Origin of the sequence: Natrialba sp. SSL1, from assembly GCF_001861355.1 — an archaeon.
In the GTDB taxonomy this organism is placed as follows: domain Archaea; phylum Halobacteriota; class Halobacteria; order Halobacteriales; family Natrialbaceae; genus Natrialba.
Window position 1 is genome coordinate 112465 of sequence record NZ_MASN01000035.1, and the last position, 15015, is coordinate 127479.

Below are 15015 nucleotides of genomic sequence, written 5' to 3' on the forward strand. Positions count from 1 at the left end.
AGGCAGTGAACATCCGCACACTACACGTGCGAATTGACCGGCTTCGACTTATTCGCTCGTCAGTTCCCGGAGCTTTTCCCGTCCGGGAGCGATCACCTCATCGAGATATCCGGCTACTGCCTCTTTCGCATCTGCCGGGTGCAGCTCTCCGGACTCGAGCGCCGCCGCAAGGTCATCGTAGCAGTCGTAGGTCTGATTTCCACCGTACTTCTCAGGTCGTCGTACGGTCACCGACTCGAATCGCGGAAACACGTAGTACTCGAACAATTGGAGAACGGGGTTCTCGCGATCACCCTCGGGATCACGGGTCGGAGGACAAAACGCCGACTCGATCTTTCGCTCGAGGTCATCAGTGGAATCCTCCATCGAGATCGTCGTCCCCTCACTTGAGGACATTTTCCCCTCGCCGGTTTCGAGATCAGCGAGGATGGGCGTGTGCAAACACGGTCGCACCTCGTATCCCAACTCTGGCAATTTCTCTCGAGCGAGCATATGCACCTTCCGTTGATCGGTTCCACCGACAGCGAGGTCGATGCCGAGGAACTCGAAATCGAGGACCTGCATCAACGGGTACACCGTGTGGCTCACCGTTGCGGTGTCGCCGCTTTGGAGTTCGGCGACCGCTCGCTGGGCACGGTTGAGCGTCGTCGAGACGCCGAGTTCGTGCAGATCGAGTGAGTAGTACGCTTCGAGTTGGAAGTCGGACCCGTAGACGTATTCGGTCTTCTCCTCGTCGAGGCCGTACGCGGCGAACTGTGCCTTCATTCGCTCCGCTGTCTCGTGGATCTCCTCAAAACTGCCCTTCCCGTTGAGATGTGCGTGAACGTCTGCAAGCAGGACTACAACATCCATCCCCGCTTCCTGCGCGTCAATGAGTTTGTTCGCCGTCAGAAGGTGGCCGAGGTGGAGGACACCGGACGGTTCGTAACCGACGTAGACTCGTTTGTCTGCCGGATCAGCGGCGAGTTCACGCACCTCTTGCTCGGTAACGGCTTCCTCAGTGTTCCGGATGAGTAACTCGTAGGTATTCATACGGATTGTAGCTCTGCTGACTCGGAAATCTTCATGTCATCTAATGCGTCGATCACACTCGTCAGCTCATCGTTTAGCGTCTCGACGAATTGTCGGGCGTGGTCTGTCGTCGTTGCCCCCGCTGAACACGGTTCAATGAGTTCCTCTTCCTCGAGAACGCGAAGTGAGTACCGAACCTTATGATGCGGGAGATCAGTCCGGGTGGATAATTCGACGATGCCAATCGGTTCGGCCTGCCAGACGAGGACGAAGACCTCTAAATGCCGATTGAGAACATCGACCTCTTTCTCGAGACGGTCAATGATGGTTTGCTCGACCATACCACCTCTGCCTATTCATCGAGAATATATAAATTAGATTAAGGTATGGTATGACGCCTGTAATACTGAATGCTATTCTACCACATGGTGTTCGCATCGATAGGTGTACACCCTGTACTGAGCGTTCGACTCTTCGTGCAGATCGCGCTCTACCGAGTGCCACATTTGCGACCTGTATTCAGCACGGTTGCTGAAGCCTATCACCGATTGAGGGTTTCAACAAGGCCAAACTGACTGATCAGCACTGAATCTCTCTAAGCGTCTGGAATACGGCTGTTTCGAGTACCGATTTCCTCCCAATCATATTCTCTGGAAACGTGTCGGGACGAAACAGTAAGGTCTCGACACCGTGTACTGCCGAGACAGAGCGATGCTCGAGTTCCTCCTGTTCGTCGTGGTGCTCGTCGTGGGTGGTGTCCTGCTCTTCCTGCCAACCCTCGCGATGAGTTGGTGGCAGTCGGAGCGCCAGAACGATGGCCGTTCACGGGACGGGGGCGGGGGAGGGGGCGGGGACAAGGACAAGGACGGAAAGTGAGCACGGCGACCGAGAACGGATCGTTGGACTACGACTGTCCTGAACCGCTCGTTCTCACCGAACCGCGGGCAGCACCTCTTCCTCGTAGAACTCGAGTGCCTGTTCCTGCTCGGGGCCGATCTGGTGGACGTAGACGTGGTCGTAGCCCGCGTCGACTGCCTGCTCGATGCTGTCGATGTGGGCCTGCGGGTCCGGACCGGTGACAGTACTGCCCTCGGCGATGTCCTCGCGTTCGACCAGTTGGGCGGCCTGCTGGAAGTGCGCCGGCGTCGGGAGTTCCTGGCCGAGTTCGCCCGGAATGGAGCCGTTGGGCCAGTACTCGTGGACGGTGTCGACGGCCTCGTCCTCGCTCTCGGCGTAGCACATGTGCAGTTGCGTGTAGGCTGGCCCCTCGCCGCCGGCGTCTCTGTACTCCTCGACGATTTCGCCCTTCGGGCCGGAACACCAGATGCCGTCGCCGTGGTCTGCAGCCCAGCGGGCCGTCTGCGGGCCGAACGCGCTCGCGATGGTGGTCGGCTGGTCGTCGGGGACCGTGTAGAGTCGCGCGTTCTCGACGGTGTAGTGCTCGCCGTAGTGGCTCGTCGTTTGGCCGGTCCAGAGCTTGCGCATCACGTCCATCGACTCCTCTAGCATCTCGAGGCGAACACTGTGTTCGGGCCAGCGCTCGCCGGTGACGTGTTCGTTCAGATTCTCGCCGGTGCCGACGCCGAACGTGAACCGATCGTCGAACATCACGTCGACCGTCGCGACGGCGTGGGCGACGTTGACCGGATGGATCCGTATGGTCGGGCAGGTAACGCCGACGCCGACCTCGATCTCGTCGGTCGCCGTCGCGATGGCACCCAGCGTGGACCAGACGAACGGTGACTCTCCCTGCGCGGAGACCCACGGATGGAAGTGATCCGAAATCGAGACGAAATCGAAGCCGACCTCCTCGGCGCGCTGTGCGTACTCGACGAGTTCGGTCGGACCGTGTTCCTCACTCGAGAGGGTGTAGCCAAACTGTGTCATTCCGAACTGGCTACCACGAACCCGAGGGTAACGGTTGAGCCTGCACGAGCGCGGTTCTGGTCGGCTGGCAGGCGATGCGGTACTCGAGTGCACCTCTCTCACAGCGACTCCAGACGACAACACCTTTCGAAGTGGAGCCACAGACTGGGAACATACACGAATGGGTACCGAATCCGACGATGGCGATGGTGGCGAAGACGGCGACACCGACGCCGAGACTCCCGTCGAGGACGATGCCGACCACGACAACCGGGTCTACTACGTCATCAGCGACCTCCACATCGGCGGCGACGAACAACTCGAGGAGATCGAGTTTCTGGACGAACTGCTCGCCTTCCTCGAACGACTCGAAGAGACCGACGAGAACGCCGAGCTTGTGATCAACGGCGACGCATTCGGCCTTTGGGAGTTCACGACCGTCGAGGGCATCGAGAAGTTCGACGTACTCGAGGAGACGTATCCGGAGCTGTTCGAACAGTTCCGGGCAACAGGCGAGACCATCCCGATCACCCTGATTCCGGGGAATCACGACCACGAACTGGCGGCCTACGACGAGTTCGTCGAGCGCTTTGCCGAGTACAACGTCGACCTCGTCCAGGAGAAGTCGATCACTCGGCCCGTCGGGGACCAGGCGATTCACTTCGAGCACGGCCACCAGCAGGATTCGAACAACCGGATCGAGGACTGGGGGAATCCGCACGCGACGCCGCTTGGCTACTACTACAACACGCTCGTGACGAGTCGCGCGGGCCAGCTGTCGAACCGCGGGCGGTACAACTGGTTGAAGGATGTGCAGGCGGTGACGCCGACCGAACGGATGCCGATCTGGCTCTTTTCGAAGTACTTCTACCGGGAGATGAACCCGCTCATCCGGTACTCGCTGGTGCCGTTCCTGTTGCTGTTCAACATCAGCGCGCTGGTCGCGGTGCTGTCGGGACTCCACGTCGCCGGAATCTGGACGCTGCCGGTCGAGCAGACGATTTCATTCCTGGGCCAGTTCGGCACGGCCGGAACGGCCGCCTGGTTCCTGTTGTTGCTCAACGTCGGCGTCGCCGGCATGCTGGTACTCGTCGGGATCCCGCTCTACTTCATCCGCCGCGACATCCGGAAGACGATCGATCGATTCGGCGTGTTCGAGACCGAACTTACGGTCGATCCCACGGCGTCCTACGAGGAAACCGCCCGCGAAATCTTCGCGAGCGAGTCGGAGACGACCATCTTCTGTTTCGGTCACACGCACCGACCGATGCTCACGGAGGTCGACGGTGGCGTCCTGGTCAACACCGGGACGTGGCTCAAGCGCCTCCACCGACGCGACGGCATCATCGGCATTCTGCCGCCGGTGTTCTACCCGTCATACCAGCTCGCAGCGGTACGAATCGCGGCCGAGCCAGCGTCGCCGGACTCGACTGGATCCGACTCCGCTACGACGACTGCAGACGACGCGGCGGACGGGACAGAATCACCGCGTGTCACCGTCGGCTTCGAGCAGATCACCAAACCGAGCCCCGCCTCGGAGGAGCTCACCCGCACCGAACGCTTCTTCACCGTTGGCCGGGAACCCGAACCGGATCTGCCGGAGCGCCACGTCGTCAATCCGTCGGGTCAGCGCGCAGAACCGGTCGCGGAGCCGGTTTCCGCGGCGGCGGACGACTGACACGAACCGAACCCCTTACCCACGCTGCATCGCTATCGTCGGATATGACTGCCGTAGTCGAGGCGACAGCCCTCGAGAAGCGCTATGGCGAGACCGTCGCCCTGTCGGGGGCGTCGCTCTCGATTCCAGCCGGGGAAGTCTTCGGACTGATCGGCCCCAACGGCGCGGGAAAGACGACGCTCGTCCGCGCGTTGACGGGGACAACGGAGCCGGATTCGGGAACGGCGACGGTCCTCGATGAGTCCCCGACGGCGATCGACCGGGACCGCCTCGGCGTCCTCCCGCAGGACTTCTCACCGCCGGATCGCCTCACCGCCCGCGAACTGCTCGCCTACTACGCTGGCCTCTACGACGATCCGCGAGATCCCGACGCCGTGCTCGCAGATGTCGGCCTCGCCGACACCGGCGACACCTGGTACGAAGACCTCTCCGGCGGCCAGCAACGACGCGTCTGCGTCGGCTCCACACTGGTCAACGACCCCGACGTGCTCTTTCTCGACGAGCCGACGACGGGCATCGACCCCGCTGGCCGCCGCACCGTCTGGCGACTGATCGAGGAGCTCGCAGCCGGCGGGACGACCGTCCTGCTTACGACCCACGACATGGCCGAAGCCGAACGGCTGGCCGACCGCGTCGGCCTGCTGGCCGACGGCTCGCTGATCGCACAGGGCACCCCCGACGCACTGGTCGCCGAGTACGGCGGTTCGAGTCGATTCGAGATCGAGACGGCCGCCGACCCCGACGCACTCGCCGAACTCGAGTACCCCGTCGAACGTGCCCGGAGCCGAACGCACACAGCTGCCGACGAGACGGTTTCATCGTCGACACCCGATGACACCCTCGTCGTGCAGGATATCGACCCTGCCGCAATCGGGTCTGTAGTCGAGGTTCTTGAACAGCAGGGACTCGAGTACACCGGCCTCTCGTGGACCGAACCGGATCTCGAGGACGTATATCTCGAACTGGCGGATCGGATGGAACGCGAGCGGACTGGGGGTGCTGGCGACAGTGGTGCAGCGACGTCCGACGATGGGGACGCCACCGAGCTCACGCAGCCGGGTGAGACCGCATGAGCCGCCTCGGGCGCATCCGATCCGCGACGAGTGCCGGGTGGCGATCGTTCATCCGCCGCCGGACGGCAGTGTTTTTCACGTTCTTCTTCCCGGTTATCCTGATCGTCATCTTCGGCGCGCTCGTGCGGACGGACCCCGGTGACGGCGGCCTGTTCGCCGAGCCGGCAGCCTACTACGTGCCGGGCTATCTCGCCGTCGTCGTCCTCTTTACGCCGTTCTCGCGGATGGGGAGCGAGGTCGCACGCCACCGCGAGGGGAACCGATTCGAGAAACTCGCGACGACGCCGCTGACGCGAACCGAGTGGTTGCTCGCCCAGACGGCCGTCAACGCGGTCATCATTGGGCTCGCGAGTCTGCTGATCCTCGCGCTGGTCGTCCTCCTGACGGGTGCCGAGATCACGTTCTCGGCGCTGCTCGTGCCGTACATCCTCGTCGGCGTCGTCGGCTTCTGTGGCATCGGCGCGATGCTCGGCAGCTACACCGACTCCCAGGACGGTGCAGTCGCGGCGAGCAACGCGATCGGCCTGCCGCTGTTGTTTCTCTCGGAGACGTTCATCTCGCTCGATCAGCTCCCGGGCTGGTTCGAACCGCTCGTGAATCTCTCACCGCTGACGTACTTCTCCCGTGGCGTTCGTGCGGCGACCGATCCCGCCGCGAACCCCGCGACCATCGCCGGTCTCGACCCGGCGCTCGCGAACCTCGCGATTCTCGCGGTGCTCTCGGCGATTACGTTCGCACTCGGTGCGCGGTCGATTCCACAGACTGACTAAGGTATGGGTCGGCTCCGTCTCGTGCGTTTGCAGTTCGCACTCGAGTCACCATACTAGCCGCAACCCTGTACGCGAATACAGGCACCCGTCCCCGTCGTCACACTTCGTCTGCTGACTCAGCCGGCTCTGTTGCTGACTCGGAGTCAACCGATTTGGCGTCCAGGCGGGTCGGAAGCGTAAACGAAAACGTCGCCCCCTCGCCCGGCTCACTATCGACCCAAATTTCGCCGCCGTGGCGCTTGACAATCCGCCGACAGAGCGCCAATCCGATCCCGCTCCCCGTATGCTCGTCACCGGCGTGTCGGCGCTGAAACAGTCCAAAGATGCGGTCGGCGTCATCGGGATCGATACCTGTCCCCTCGTCGCTCACCGAAATCACCAACTCTGATCCGGTGTCGTGGGCCGCGATATCGATCTCAGGCGGCTCCTCGCCCGAGTACGCGATCGCGTTCGACAGCAGGTTCTGGAACACCTGGCGCAACTGGTTGCCGTCGCCTGCAACTCTCGGCAGTTCCTCCGCGGAAATGTCCGCGTCGTTCTCGACGATTTTCACACGCAGATCCCGGACGACGTCCTCGAGTACCTCGTCCAGATCGACCGGTTCGAACGGCTCCCCCTGCGTCTCGATACGGGAGAACTCGAGTAACCCGTTGATCATCTCCCGCATGCGGTCAGCACCGTCGACGGCGTACTCGATGAATTCCTGGGCGTCCTGGTCGAGTTCGTCCACGTATCGCGACTCGAGCAGTTCGAGGTAGCTGCTGACCATTCGAAGCGGTTCCTGCAGGTCGTGGGAAGCGGCGTAGGCGAACTGTTCGAGGCGTTCGTTCGATTCCTCGAGTCGTCGACGGTACTCTCGGCGGTCGGTTACGTCCCGGAAATAGACCGAGGCCCCGGTTTCGGAGGGGTAGATCGTCACCTCGAGCCAGGCGTTTGCCGGCTCGTAGTAGTGTTCGTAGCTGGTTGGCTCCTGTGAGTTCATTGCGTCCTCGAAACTGTTCCGGACGACCTCTTCGTTCGCCGACTCGGGGAATGCCTCCCAGAGTTTCTCACCGAGAAGTTCCTCACGCGAGCGTTGCAGGAGTTCCTCGGCCCTGTCGTTGACGTGTGTGTACCGAAAGTCCTCGTCGAACGCACAGATTGCTTCCTCGACGCGACCCAGGATCTCCTCGAGTCGGGACTCGAGTTCACGGCGTTCGGTGACGTCCCTGAAGGCGTAAATGACGCCATCGAGGTCGCCAGCCGAGTCGTAGAGTGGACTACAGTGGATCAAGAGCCAGACGCGCTCTCCGGAGGGACGTCTGATACCGACGACCTCGTTTCGAACCGGCTCCTCGGTTTCGATGATCCGGGTGAACGGTAGTTCGTCGAACGACATCGGCTCACCGTTGTCGTCGACCAGTCCCCAGCGCTCGTCGTCGTGAGTAAACGTCCGCAGTTCAGAGAGCGGCCGTCCGGTGATCTCTTCGGCACGCCTGTTCGCGAAGACGTTCATCCCATCGGTGTTGATGAGCGTGATTCCGACCGGGGTGGCGTCGAGCACGCTGTCAGCCCAGGTCGTCGCCTCGTCGCGCCGTCGCTGTGCGCTGACTCGGCTAATCGTCGAGCCGAGCACGTTAGCAACCGTCGTGAGGAACGCAGCGTCCGCATCGGTAAAGTCACACTCCGCGGTGGTATGAACAGTCAGTAGACCCCACGGGACGCCGTTCTCGTGCGTTTCGTCAGCGTCGTCAGTCTTGTCAGCCCCGTCAGTATCGGTAGTGTCACCGCCGTCGTCGCCGTCGTCACGGTCCGCACGAAGTGATTCCGTGCTGGTCCCCGCCACCTGCATCGAACCAGCCGTGGACTCAGTCTGCTCGCTCGTTCCGATTCTGACGGCGATCCCGCTCGTCGCCGCATCCGACACCGGCTCGCCCACTGCCGAGAGCTGATCGGTCGACGCCAGCTCCTCGACCAGCACCGGCTCGGTGGACTCGAGTGCCGTGGCGAGCTGTGTCGCCGGCTCGATCGGAATTCGGTCCTGAGTCCCAGCGGCGACAGGCGTTGGTTCGTCGGCGTGGGCTGCAGCGGCGCCGGACGTTTCGGTGTGGGGTTCGGTTTCACTCTCGGTCGTCTCTCCTGCTTCTGTCTCGGTCTCCACACCATCGCTTTCCACATCCCTGCTGGTCCCACACTCCTCGGATGTCGGTCCCGCAGCCGCTACAGAGACACCCGCGCGCAGCCGGAACTGCTCTCCGTCGCCAGCTACCTGCAGGACGTACGCCGAATCGGCATCGAACACCGCCGCAACCTGCTCGGTCGTGAGCTGGAGCAGGGACTCGAGTGTCCGTGGGTGGTCAGCGCCTCTATCGGTGCGTCCGGCCTCCTCGCCGGAGCCGTTGTTGGGCTGTGTTTCCCACCCGTTCCGTTGGCCACCCACTGACAGCGCCCAGTCACTGAGTTCCGCCAGTAGTTGCTGCTGGCGGAAGTGTCGCGACTGTTCGGCGTCGGTTCCACCAGACGACGAATCCATGACGACATATATACTCCGTCGTTCCCTGTAAATCCTGCCCCGAGAGCGTCCAGAGATGGTGATTTTTCGTGACTCTCTCTGTGATGTGGGGAACGGCAATTTCCAGTGCGCCCCAGCATCTACCGAACACGGCCCTGTACGTCTCTCGGCACGACAAGCCGCTCACCAACCCAGTATGACGCTATCCGACAGGCAGCAGTGAGACGAGCATCGACGGAAACTCGTAGTCGAAGATGTGGTTCAACAGCAGGTAGGTAACGACACCGAGGACGAGGCTCAGAATCCACGCCGAGGCTGCGATTCGGCCGACTCGGGCGTGTGCGGTCCGGCGCAACTCAGCGGGCGTATGGGTGAGCCCGAGGATCAGCGCGTAGAGGACCACCGGAACGGAGACGATCGAGAGGACGATGTGGATCGCCAACATCACCAGATAGGCGTAGCGGACCAGGTCCGGACCGACGAACTGTTTCTCGCCGCCGCCACCGCCGACGCGAGTGAGGTAGACCACCAGGAACAGGAGGATCAGCACGAACGCGCCGATCATCGCGAGTCGGTGTTTCTCGACCTCGTCGACGCGGATCCAGTACCAGCCGGCGATCAGCAGGACCGTCGTCGCCAGGTTGATGACCGCGATCGCGTGGGTGAACAGGTTCACCTGCGCGTTCGTCAGCTCCGGATAGATCGGCAACTCGAACAGGAAGGTTCCGATAACTAGTGCGTAGCCGACGATCGACAGGAAAATCGTCACGCCGAGGGGGTTCTCCCGGAGCCGCTCTCGTGCTGCGTCGGCAGTTGCCATTAGCGGCCGTTAGGAGAGGCGACCTATCTTTCTTGCTGTTCACCGAGAGGCGATTCGGCCGCGTGGTCACTCGGCCGCACATCTTCGTCCGAACAGCGCGTTCGGCTCCCGATCGGCTGGCAGGCTGTGGCTTACCGAATACTGATCGCCGGCTTCCCCGGCCGGGCACGGGACGCGACGTCCGCGTCCGGGAGATCGTCCGCTGCAGCGTCCGCTGTCTCGTCTTCGGCGCCTACCGCCGTCGCCGACCGAACGCTCACAGTCACGTCGAACTCGTCCGCGAGTAGCCACGCCGCCTGCTCGAGAAGCGCCTGTTCGCGCGTCGCTGTGAGTCCCTGGGAAGGCGACAGCGAGGACGGACGCTGCCCGCCGCTGTCCCGCTGCTCCGCAACGAATTCGGCGAGCACGTCCGTCTCGACACCCACCTCGTCGGCCAGCGCACCGACATCGATCGCCTCGTCGCCCACGGTGTCACCGGTCTCGGCCGCGCTGTCGTCATCCGTCTCGCTGGCTGATGCCGCGAGCCGCGTTGCAACCTCGTACTTCCAGGGCCCGGCCACCACGAGATCGATCTGGGCCGGATCGTCGATCGACGCCACGTCGAGAATATCACGTACGTCAGCGCGCGTCGTCTCCACCAGTCGCCGTTCGAGCTGGTAGTCCGACTCGATCGTTGCTGGATCGGACTCGAGTGCCGGCCAGTCGGCCTCAACGACGAGACCGTCGCCGCGGAGCTTGTTCCAGAGCTCTTCGCCGAGGTGGGGCGCGAGCGGCGAAATGAGCGCCGCGATGGTGAGCAGCCCGCGGCGGTAGACCTCGCCGTGGATGCGGTCGTAGCTGCGGTACTGGCGCAGGAGGCCGGCGAGTTCCTGGACCTCGGTGACGACGCGGTGGAACCGGAAGCGCTCGAATTCGGTACGGGCGGCGACAATCGTGCGGTCGATTTCGCGGTCGACGAACTCGTCGTGGCTCGCCCGTTCGACACGAGTCTCGCCTTCGTCGACGAACTCGGTCGCCATGCTGTACAGCGTCTGCTGCAGATCGTACGCGCCGCGAACGTCGTTCGCCGTCCACTCGAAGTCCTGTTCGGGGTGGGCCGCCGAGAGGACGAACAGCCGGGTCGTCTCCGCGCCGTACTCGTCCGGTGTGACGACGTTCCCACTCGAGGAGGACATCTTCTCGCCCTCGTAGAGCACGGTCCCCTGGCTGACGAGTCGCTCGACGGGCTCGCGCTGGTCGAGGAAGCCTATATCCGCCAGTGCGCGCGTCACGAACCGGATGTACAGCAGGTGCAAGATGGCGTGTTCGTCGCCGCCGACGTAGACGTCGACGGGAAGCCACTCGTTCGCCAGTTCGGTGTCGAACGGCGCGTCCGCGAGGTCTGGCGAGAGGAATCGGAGGAAGTACCACGAGGAGTCGACGAACGTGTCCATCGTGTCGGTCTCACGCTCTGCGGGGCCGCCACAGTCCGGACAGCTCGTCCGTTTCCACTCCTCGGCGGCGTCGAGCGGGTTCCCCGTGGTCTGGACGAACTCCGGTAACTCGACCGGCAGCTCCTCGTCGGGAACGAGGACGTGCCCGCAGTCCTCACAGTGGACGACCGGGATCGGCGTCCCCCAGTAGCGCTGACGTGAGATCAGCCAGTCCCGGAGTCGGTAGGTCACGTCCGGGTCGATCGCCTCGTGATCGTCGACGAGGTGCTCGCGAACGACCTCGCTCGGTTGGCCGTCGTACTCGCTGTGCGAGGTGGACACGGACTCGAGTACGAGTGTTCCGTCGGCGGTGAGAGGGGAGTCTGTGTTCGTGCCTGTGTCTGCGTCTGCGTCTGCGCCTGCGCTTGTGTCCGTGTTCGTCTCCGTCTCGCTACCTGCATCTGTACCGCCCTCACCGTTCTCGCCAGCCTCGGGAACGACGACCGTCTCGATCGGCAGCTCGTGTGCCCGGGCGAACTCGTAATCGCGCTCGTTGTGTCCGGGGACACCCATCACCGCGCCCGTTCCGACATCCGCGAGGACGTACTCGGCGACGTAGACCGGAATCTCCTCGCCCGTGAGCGGATTCTGAGCTGTCGCGTCGGTTTCGATACCCGCGGTACTGAAGTCGTCGCGCGCGGCGTGGCCAGTGTCGGGTGCACTCGTTCGCGCCTGGTCGACGAACGTTGCTACGTCCTCGTCCGCGCTCGCGAGTTCACTCGCCAGGTCGTGTTCGGGAGAGATGGCAACGAACGTCGCACCGAAGGCGGTCTCGGGGCGGGTGCTGAAGACGTCGACAGCGGTCTCCGACTCGTCGGCTGCCGTCGACACGTCGAACGTGAGCCGTGCCCCCTCCTGTCGGCCGATCCAGTTGCGCTGAATCTCGCGGACTCCTTCGGGCCACTGCTCGAGGTCGTCGAGTCCGTCGACCAGTTCGTCGGCGTAGTCGGTGATCGTGAAGAACCACTGGTCGAGTTCGCGCTGTTCGACGGGGGTTGCACAGCGCCAGCAGACGCGGCCGTTGGTGTTCGTATGGTCGTGTACGTTGTCACCGTCTTCATCGCCAGTCTCACCAGTCGCCGCTCGTGCACCCTCATCAACCGCAACCTGTGCGTCAGCAAGCACCGTCTCGCAGTCCGGACACCAGTTGACCGTCGCGCCGGTGAACTCGACGAGACCGGCCTCGTGGAACCGCTTGAACAGCCACTGGTTCCAGCGGTAGTACGACGGTTCGCAGGTCGTAATCTCTCGCGACCAGTCGTAGCCGAAGCCGAGCGTCTCGAGTTCCTCGCGCATTCGGCGGATACACGCACGGGTCCAGGATTCGGGGTCGCTGGCCCGTTCGTAGGCGGCGTTCTCCGCGGGGAGTCCGAACGCGTCCCACCCCATCGGGTGGAGGACATCGTCGCCGCGGAGTCGCCGGTAGCGGGCGTAGGCGTCGGTGATCGCGTAATTTCGGACGTGACCCATGTGGAGCGTCCCGGAGGTGTAGGGGAACATTCCGAGGACGTAGGTTGGGTCGACGGCCCCGTCCGGGAGTTCGGCGACGCCGTCGCGTTCCCAGACGTACTGCCAGAACTCCTGTACTTGCGCGTGATCGTACTGGTTTGTCATGTGGCGTTGCTCGTTGCCCCCAACTCTGGGGGCCGCCCATATCATTGTTCGGCCCGGATTCGGTCCGTGTGGTCCGGATTTGACCTGTGTTCAGGTCCAGCACCAGGCCGGCACCTCGACTAAGCCACGCCGCTTAGCACCCTGTTAAAGCCCGAAGACAGCCCACTGCTGCCGTCTGGCCCGTCCCAGCCAGTCCCTGTGCCCTGCTTTTTGTGCCACGTACCGTCCGCACACCGACCCGAAACAGTTCACGCCAGCACAATTAACGGCTCTATTAGAAAGTGTCCCCGAACGCGAGCGAGAAGTGATCACAGCATGACGCGTGGACTCTCTCGGCGACAGTTGGTGGCGGCACTCGGCGTCACGTCGACAGCAACGGTTGCGGGCTGTCTCGATGTACTTTCCGGTGACGAGTCGCCGGAGGCGGACTCCAACGGTGGCTCCGATTCGAACGGCGACGGAGACGGTGGAAACGGCGACGAGAACGGCACCGATAGCTGGCCCGCAATCGACCACGGCGAACTCCTCTCGGACTTCGAATCCGCCGACGAGTGGGTCGCCGTTACCGGCGAAACCGAGACAGTCTCCGACACACCGACGGGGTCGCAAGCGCTCGCTGTCGAGAGCGACGGCGACCAGGCCGCGATGCGGATCGAGTTCCCCCGCGGGATCGACCTCGACGGCTGGGACACCTCGATGGCGATCCGCGCAGATGCCGTCGACCAGGTCCACCTCGAGTTCATGGCGCCGTCGCGGGGCGACCACCTGACCAGTATCCGCCATATCCCGGACGACTACGAGGGTTGGCTCCGCCTCGACTTCGGCTACATCCAGAAGCACGGCGAGCCGGACCTCTCGGACGTTCGCCGACTGAACGTCGTCGCCGTCGGCCCCGAGGACGGCACCCGACTCGTCGCGGACGACCTCCGCAAGACCGAAGCAGCCGACAACGGGAAGGCGATCCTCTCGTTCTACGACGGCCACACCTCTCACTACGAACACGCACTCGACCGGCTCGACGAGCGCGACTGGGCCGGCGCAGTCCCGGTCGACCCGGACCAGATCGGCTCCGGCGGACGGATGGACCTCGTCCAACTCGACGAGCTTCACGAACGCGGCTGGGACATCTGTGGCTACCCGAGCGTCAGCACGCCGCTGCCGGAGATGCCCGACGACCGCCAGCGACAGGTCGTCGCGAACGTTCGCGACACGCTCGCCGACCTCGGCTTCGAGGACGGCTCCCGACACTTCTACGCGCCGGCCGATCGGATGGACGCCTCGCTCCAGACCGTCCTCCGGGAGGAAGTCGAGTCCGCGGTCCTCGCCAGCGGCTCGCCGACCGGTGCGCCGCCGACGAACACCCACATGCTCTCCCAGATCTGGGGGCCAGATCTCCACGGCGGCGTCCGCCGGGCGATCAACCTCTGCGATCAGTACAATCAGCTTGTCATCCTCCGAATTCCACGCATCGTCGAACTCGAGGACGGTGAGGAAGCGAGCGGGAACAGCATGTCACTCGAGGACTTCGAGGAACTGGTCGACCACATCGAGCACCGCGGCCTCGATGTTGTGACACCGTCCGATGTGGCTGACGGGACGATGGGTGGCGATGACGAATCGGACGAGGAGGCAGGCGACCAGCAGGGCGTCATCCTCGATGCTGGTGAGCACCACTCCTTCGGCGGCATCGACTCGAACACGACCGAGACGTTTGCACTCGAGGAGGGTATCCTCACGGCCGACGTCTCGCACGACGGCGATACGGATTTGACCATCGAACTGGTGCCGGCCGGCGACACGAACGGCGACGACCGCGTTATTCCGACGACGAACACGGCGACCCGTTCCGGCGAGTCGATCATCACGGTCGAGGACGGAACGTACCAACTCGAAGTCGACGCAGACGGCGCGTGGTCGCTCGACCTGGACCAACCTGAGGTCCACAGTGACGATCTGACGGCGTTGCCGGCCGACGTGTCGGGGTCGGGCTCCTCCTACGTCGGTCCGTTCGACACCGAGGGCAACGTCTCGCTCGACGTGACCCACGACGGTGACGACCTGTTCATGGTCAGCGGCTACGGTGCCGACGGTCGCTCGGAGCAACTGATCCACCAGCACGGCGCGTTCGATAGCTCGCGATCCTACAGCGCGGGTGGTGCGGTCTGGCTCAACGTCGAGGCGGACGGCGACTGGACGATCGCACTCGGCGATAGCTGACTC

The 15015-nt window shown here is 63.5% G+C and carries 11 protein-coding genes; 5 read left to right on the top strand and 6 right to left on the bottom strand.

Annotated elements, in window-relative coordinates; all coding sequences use genetic code 11:
- Positions 1 to 48: 48 nt before the first annotated feature.
- Both BBD46_RS11595 and BBD46_RS11600 read right to left on the bottom strand, forming a co-directional pair.
- Complete coding sequence (locus BBD46_RS11595; protein WP_071401869.1) at positions 49 to 1032, bottom strand: tyrosine--tRNA ligase; 984 nt, start codon at positions 1030 to 1032, stop codon at positions 49 to 51.
- Positions 1029 to 1337, bottom strand: a complete 309-nt coding sequence (locus BBD46_RS11600; RefSeq protein WP_071402188.1) for a hypothetical protein — start codon at positions 1335 to 1337, stop codon at positions 1029 to 1031. Before BBD46_RS11600 ends, BBD46_RS11595 begins: the two co-directional genes overlap by 4 nt.
- A gap of 364 nt (positions 1338 to 1701) precedes the next feature.
- Here BBD46_RS11600 and BBD46_RS22200 point away from each other — a divergent pair, with 364 nt between their 5' ends.
- Complete coding sequence (locus tag BBD46_RS22200) at positions 1702 to 1887, top strand: hypothetical protein (protein ID WP_139173578.1); 186 nt, start codon at positions 1702 to 1704, stop codon at positions 1885 to 1887.
- Positions 1888 to 1941: 54 nt separating this feature from the next.
- Here BBD46_RS22200 and BBD46_RS11605 read toward each other — a convergent pair whose 3' ends face one another.
- A complete protein-coding gene (locus BBD46_RS11605) occupies positions 1942 to 2898 on the bottom strand; it encodes a TIGR03557 family F420-dependent LLM class oxidoreductase (protein WP_071401870.1) in 957 nt (318 codons plus the stop codon).
- A 160-nt stretch (positions 2899 to 3058) separates the two neighbouring features.
- On the opposite strand from BBD46_RS11605, the gene BBD46_RS11610 reads away from it, so the two are divergent.
- Genes BBD46_RS11610 through BBD46_RS11620 form a run of 3 tightly spaced genes read left to right on the top strand, consistent with a single transcriptional unit; the run spans position 3059 to position 6398 of the window.
- Positions 3059 to 4555: a metallophosphoesterase gene (locus BBD46_RS11610; RefSeq protein ID WP_071401871.1), complete on the top strand. Its 1497-nt coding sequence runs from the start codon at positions 3059 to 3061 to the stop codon at positions 4553 to 4555.
- A 44-nt stretch (positions 4556 to 4599) separates the two neighbouring features.
- On the top strand, positions 4600 to 5628 hold the full coding sequence (locus BBD46_RS11615; protein ID WP_071401872.1) for an ABC transporter ATP-binding protein: 1029 nt from the start codon (positions 4600 to 4602) through the stop codon (positions 5626 to 5628).
- Entirely contained in the window at positions 5625 to 6398 is a 774-nt protein-coding gene (locus BBD46_RS11620; protein ID WP_071401873.1) for an ABC transporter permease, read from the top strand. Before BBD46_RS11615 ends, BBD46_RS11620 begins: the two co-directional genes overlap by 4 nt.
- Before the next feature lie 97 nt (positions 6399 to 6495).
- Here BBD46_RS11620 and BBD46_RS11625 read toward each other — a convergent pair whose 3' ends face one another.
- The 3 genes from BBD46_RS11625 to BBD46_RS11635 form a co-directional block, all read right to left on the bottom strand.
- A complete protein-coding gene (locus tag BBD46_RS11625; protein WP_071401874.1) occupies positions 6496 to 8910 on the bottom strand; it encodes a sensor histidine kinase in 2415 nt (804 codons plus the stop codon).
- Positions 8911 to 9091: 181 nt separating this feature from the next.
- Positions 9092 to 9709, bottom strand: coding sequence for a DUF420 domain-containing protein (locus BBD46_RS11630; protein WP_071401875.1), 618 nt, complete (start codon positions 9707 to 9709; stop codon positions 9092 to 9094).
- A gap of 131 nt (positions 9710 to 9840) precedes the next feature.
- Positions 9841 to 12795: a leucine--tRNA ligase gene (locus tag BBD46_RS11635; RefSeq protein ID WP_071401876.1), complete on the bottom strand. Its 2955-nt coding sequence runs from the start codon at positions 12793 to 12795 to the stop codon at positions 9841 to 9843.
- A 315-nt stretch (positions 12796 to 13110) separates the two neighbouring features.
- On the opposite strand from BBD46_RS11635, the gene BBD46_RS11640 reads away from it, so the two are divergent.
- The gene (locus BBD46_RS11640) at positions 13111 to 15012 is read left to right on the top strand and encodes a polysaccharide deacetylase family protein (RefSeq protein WP_071401877.1); all 1902 of its coding nucleotides are present in this window, start codon (positions 13111 to 13113) and stop codon (positions 15010 to 15012) included.
- Positions 15013 to 15015: the final 3 nt, after the last annotated feature.

Bases quoted from the DNA above. Each gene is read 5' to 3' on its own strand.
- BBD46_RS11635 (WP_071401876.1), bottom strand. From the start codon at position 12,795: ATGACAAACCAGTACGATCACGCGCAAGTACAGGAGTTCTGGCAGTAC.
- BBD46_RS11610 (WP_071401871.1), top strand. From the start codon at position 3,059: ATGGGTACCGAATCCGACGATGGCGATGGTGGCGAAGACGGCGACACC.
- BBD46_RS11625 (WP_071401874.1), bottom strand. From the start codon at position 8,910: ATGGATTCGTCGTCTGGTGGAACCGACGCCGAACAGTCGCGACACTTC.
- BBD46_RS11615 (WP_071401872.1), top strand. From the start codon at position 4,600: ATGACTGCCGTAGTCGAGGCGACAGCCCTCGAGAAGCGCTATGGCGAG.
- BBD46_RS11630 (WP_071401875.1), bottom strand. From the start codon at position 9,709: ATGGCAACTGCCGACGCAGCACGAGAGCGGCTCCGGGAGAACCCCCTC.
- BBD46_RS11595 (WP_071401869.1), bottom strand. From the start codon at position 1,032: ATGAATACCTACGAGTTACTCATCCGGAACACTGAGGAAGCCGTTACC.
- BBD46_RS11640 (WP_071401877.1), top strand. From the start codon at position 13,111: ATGACGCGTGGACTCTCTCGGCGACAGTTGGTGGCGGCACTCGGCGTC.
- BBD46_RS11605 (WP_071401870.1), bottom strand. From the start codon at position 2,898: ATGACACAGTTTGGCTACACCCTCTCGAGTGAGGAACACGGTCCGACC.
- BBD46_RS11620 (WP_071401873.1), top strand. From the start codon at position 5,625: ATGAGCCGCCTCGGGCGCATCCGATCCGCGACGAGTGCCGGGTGGCGA.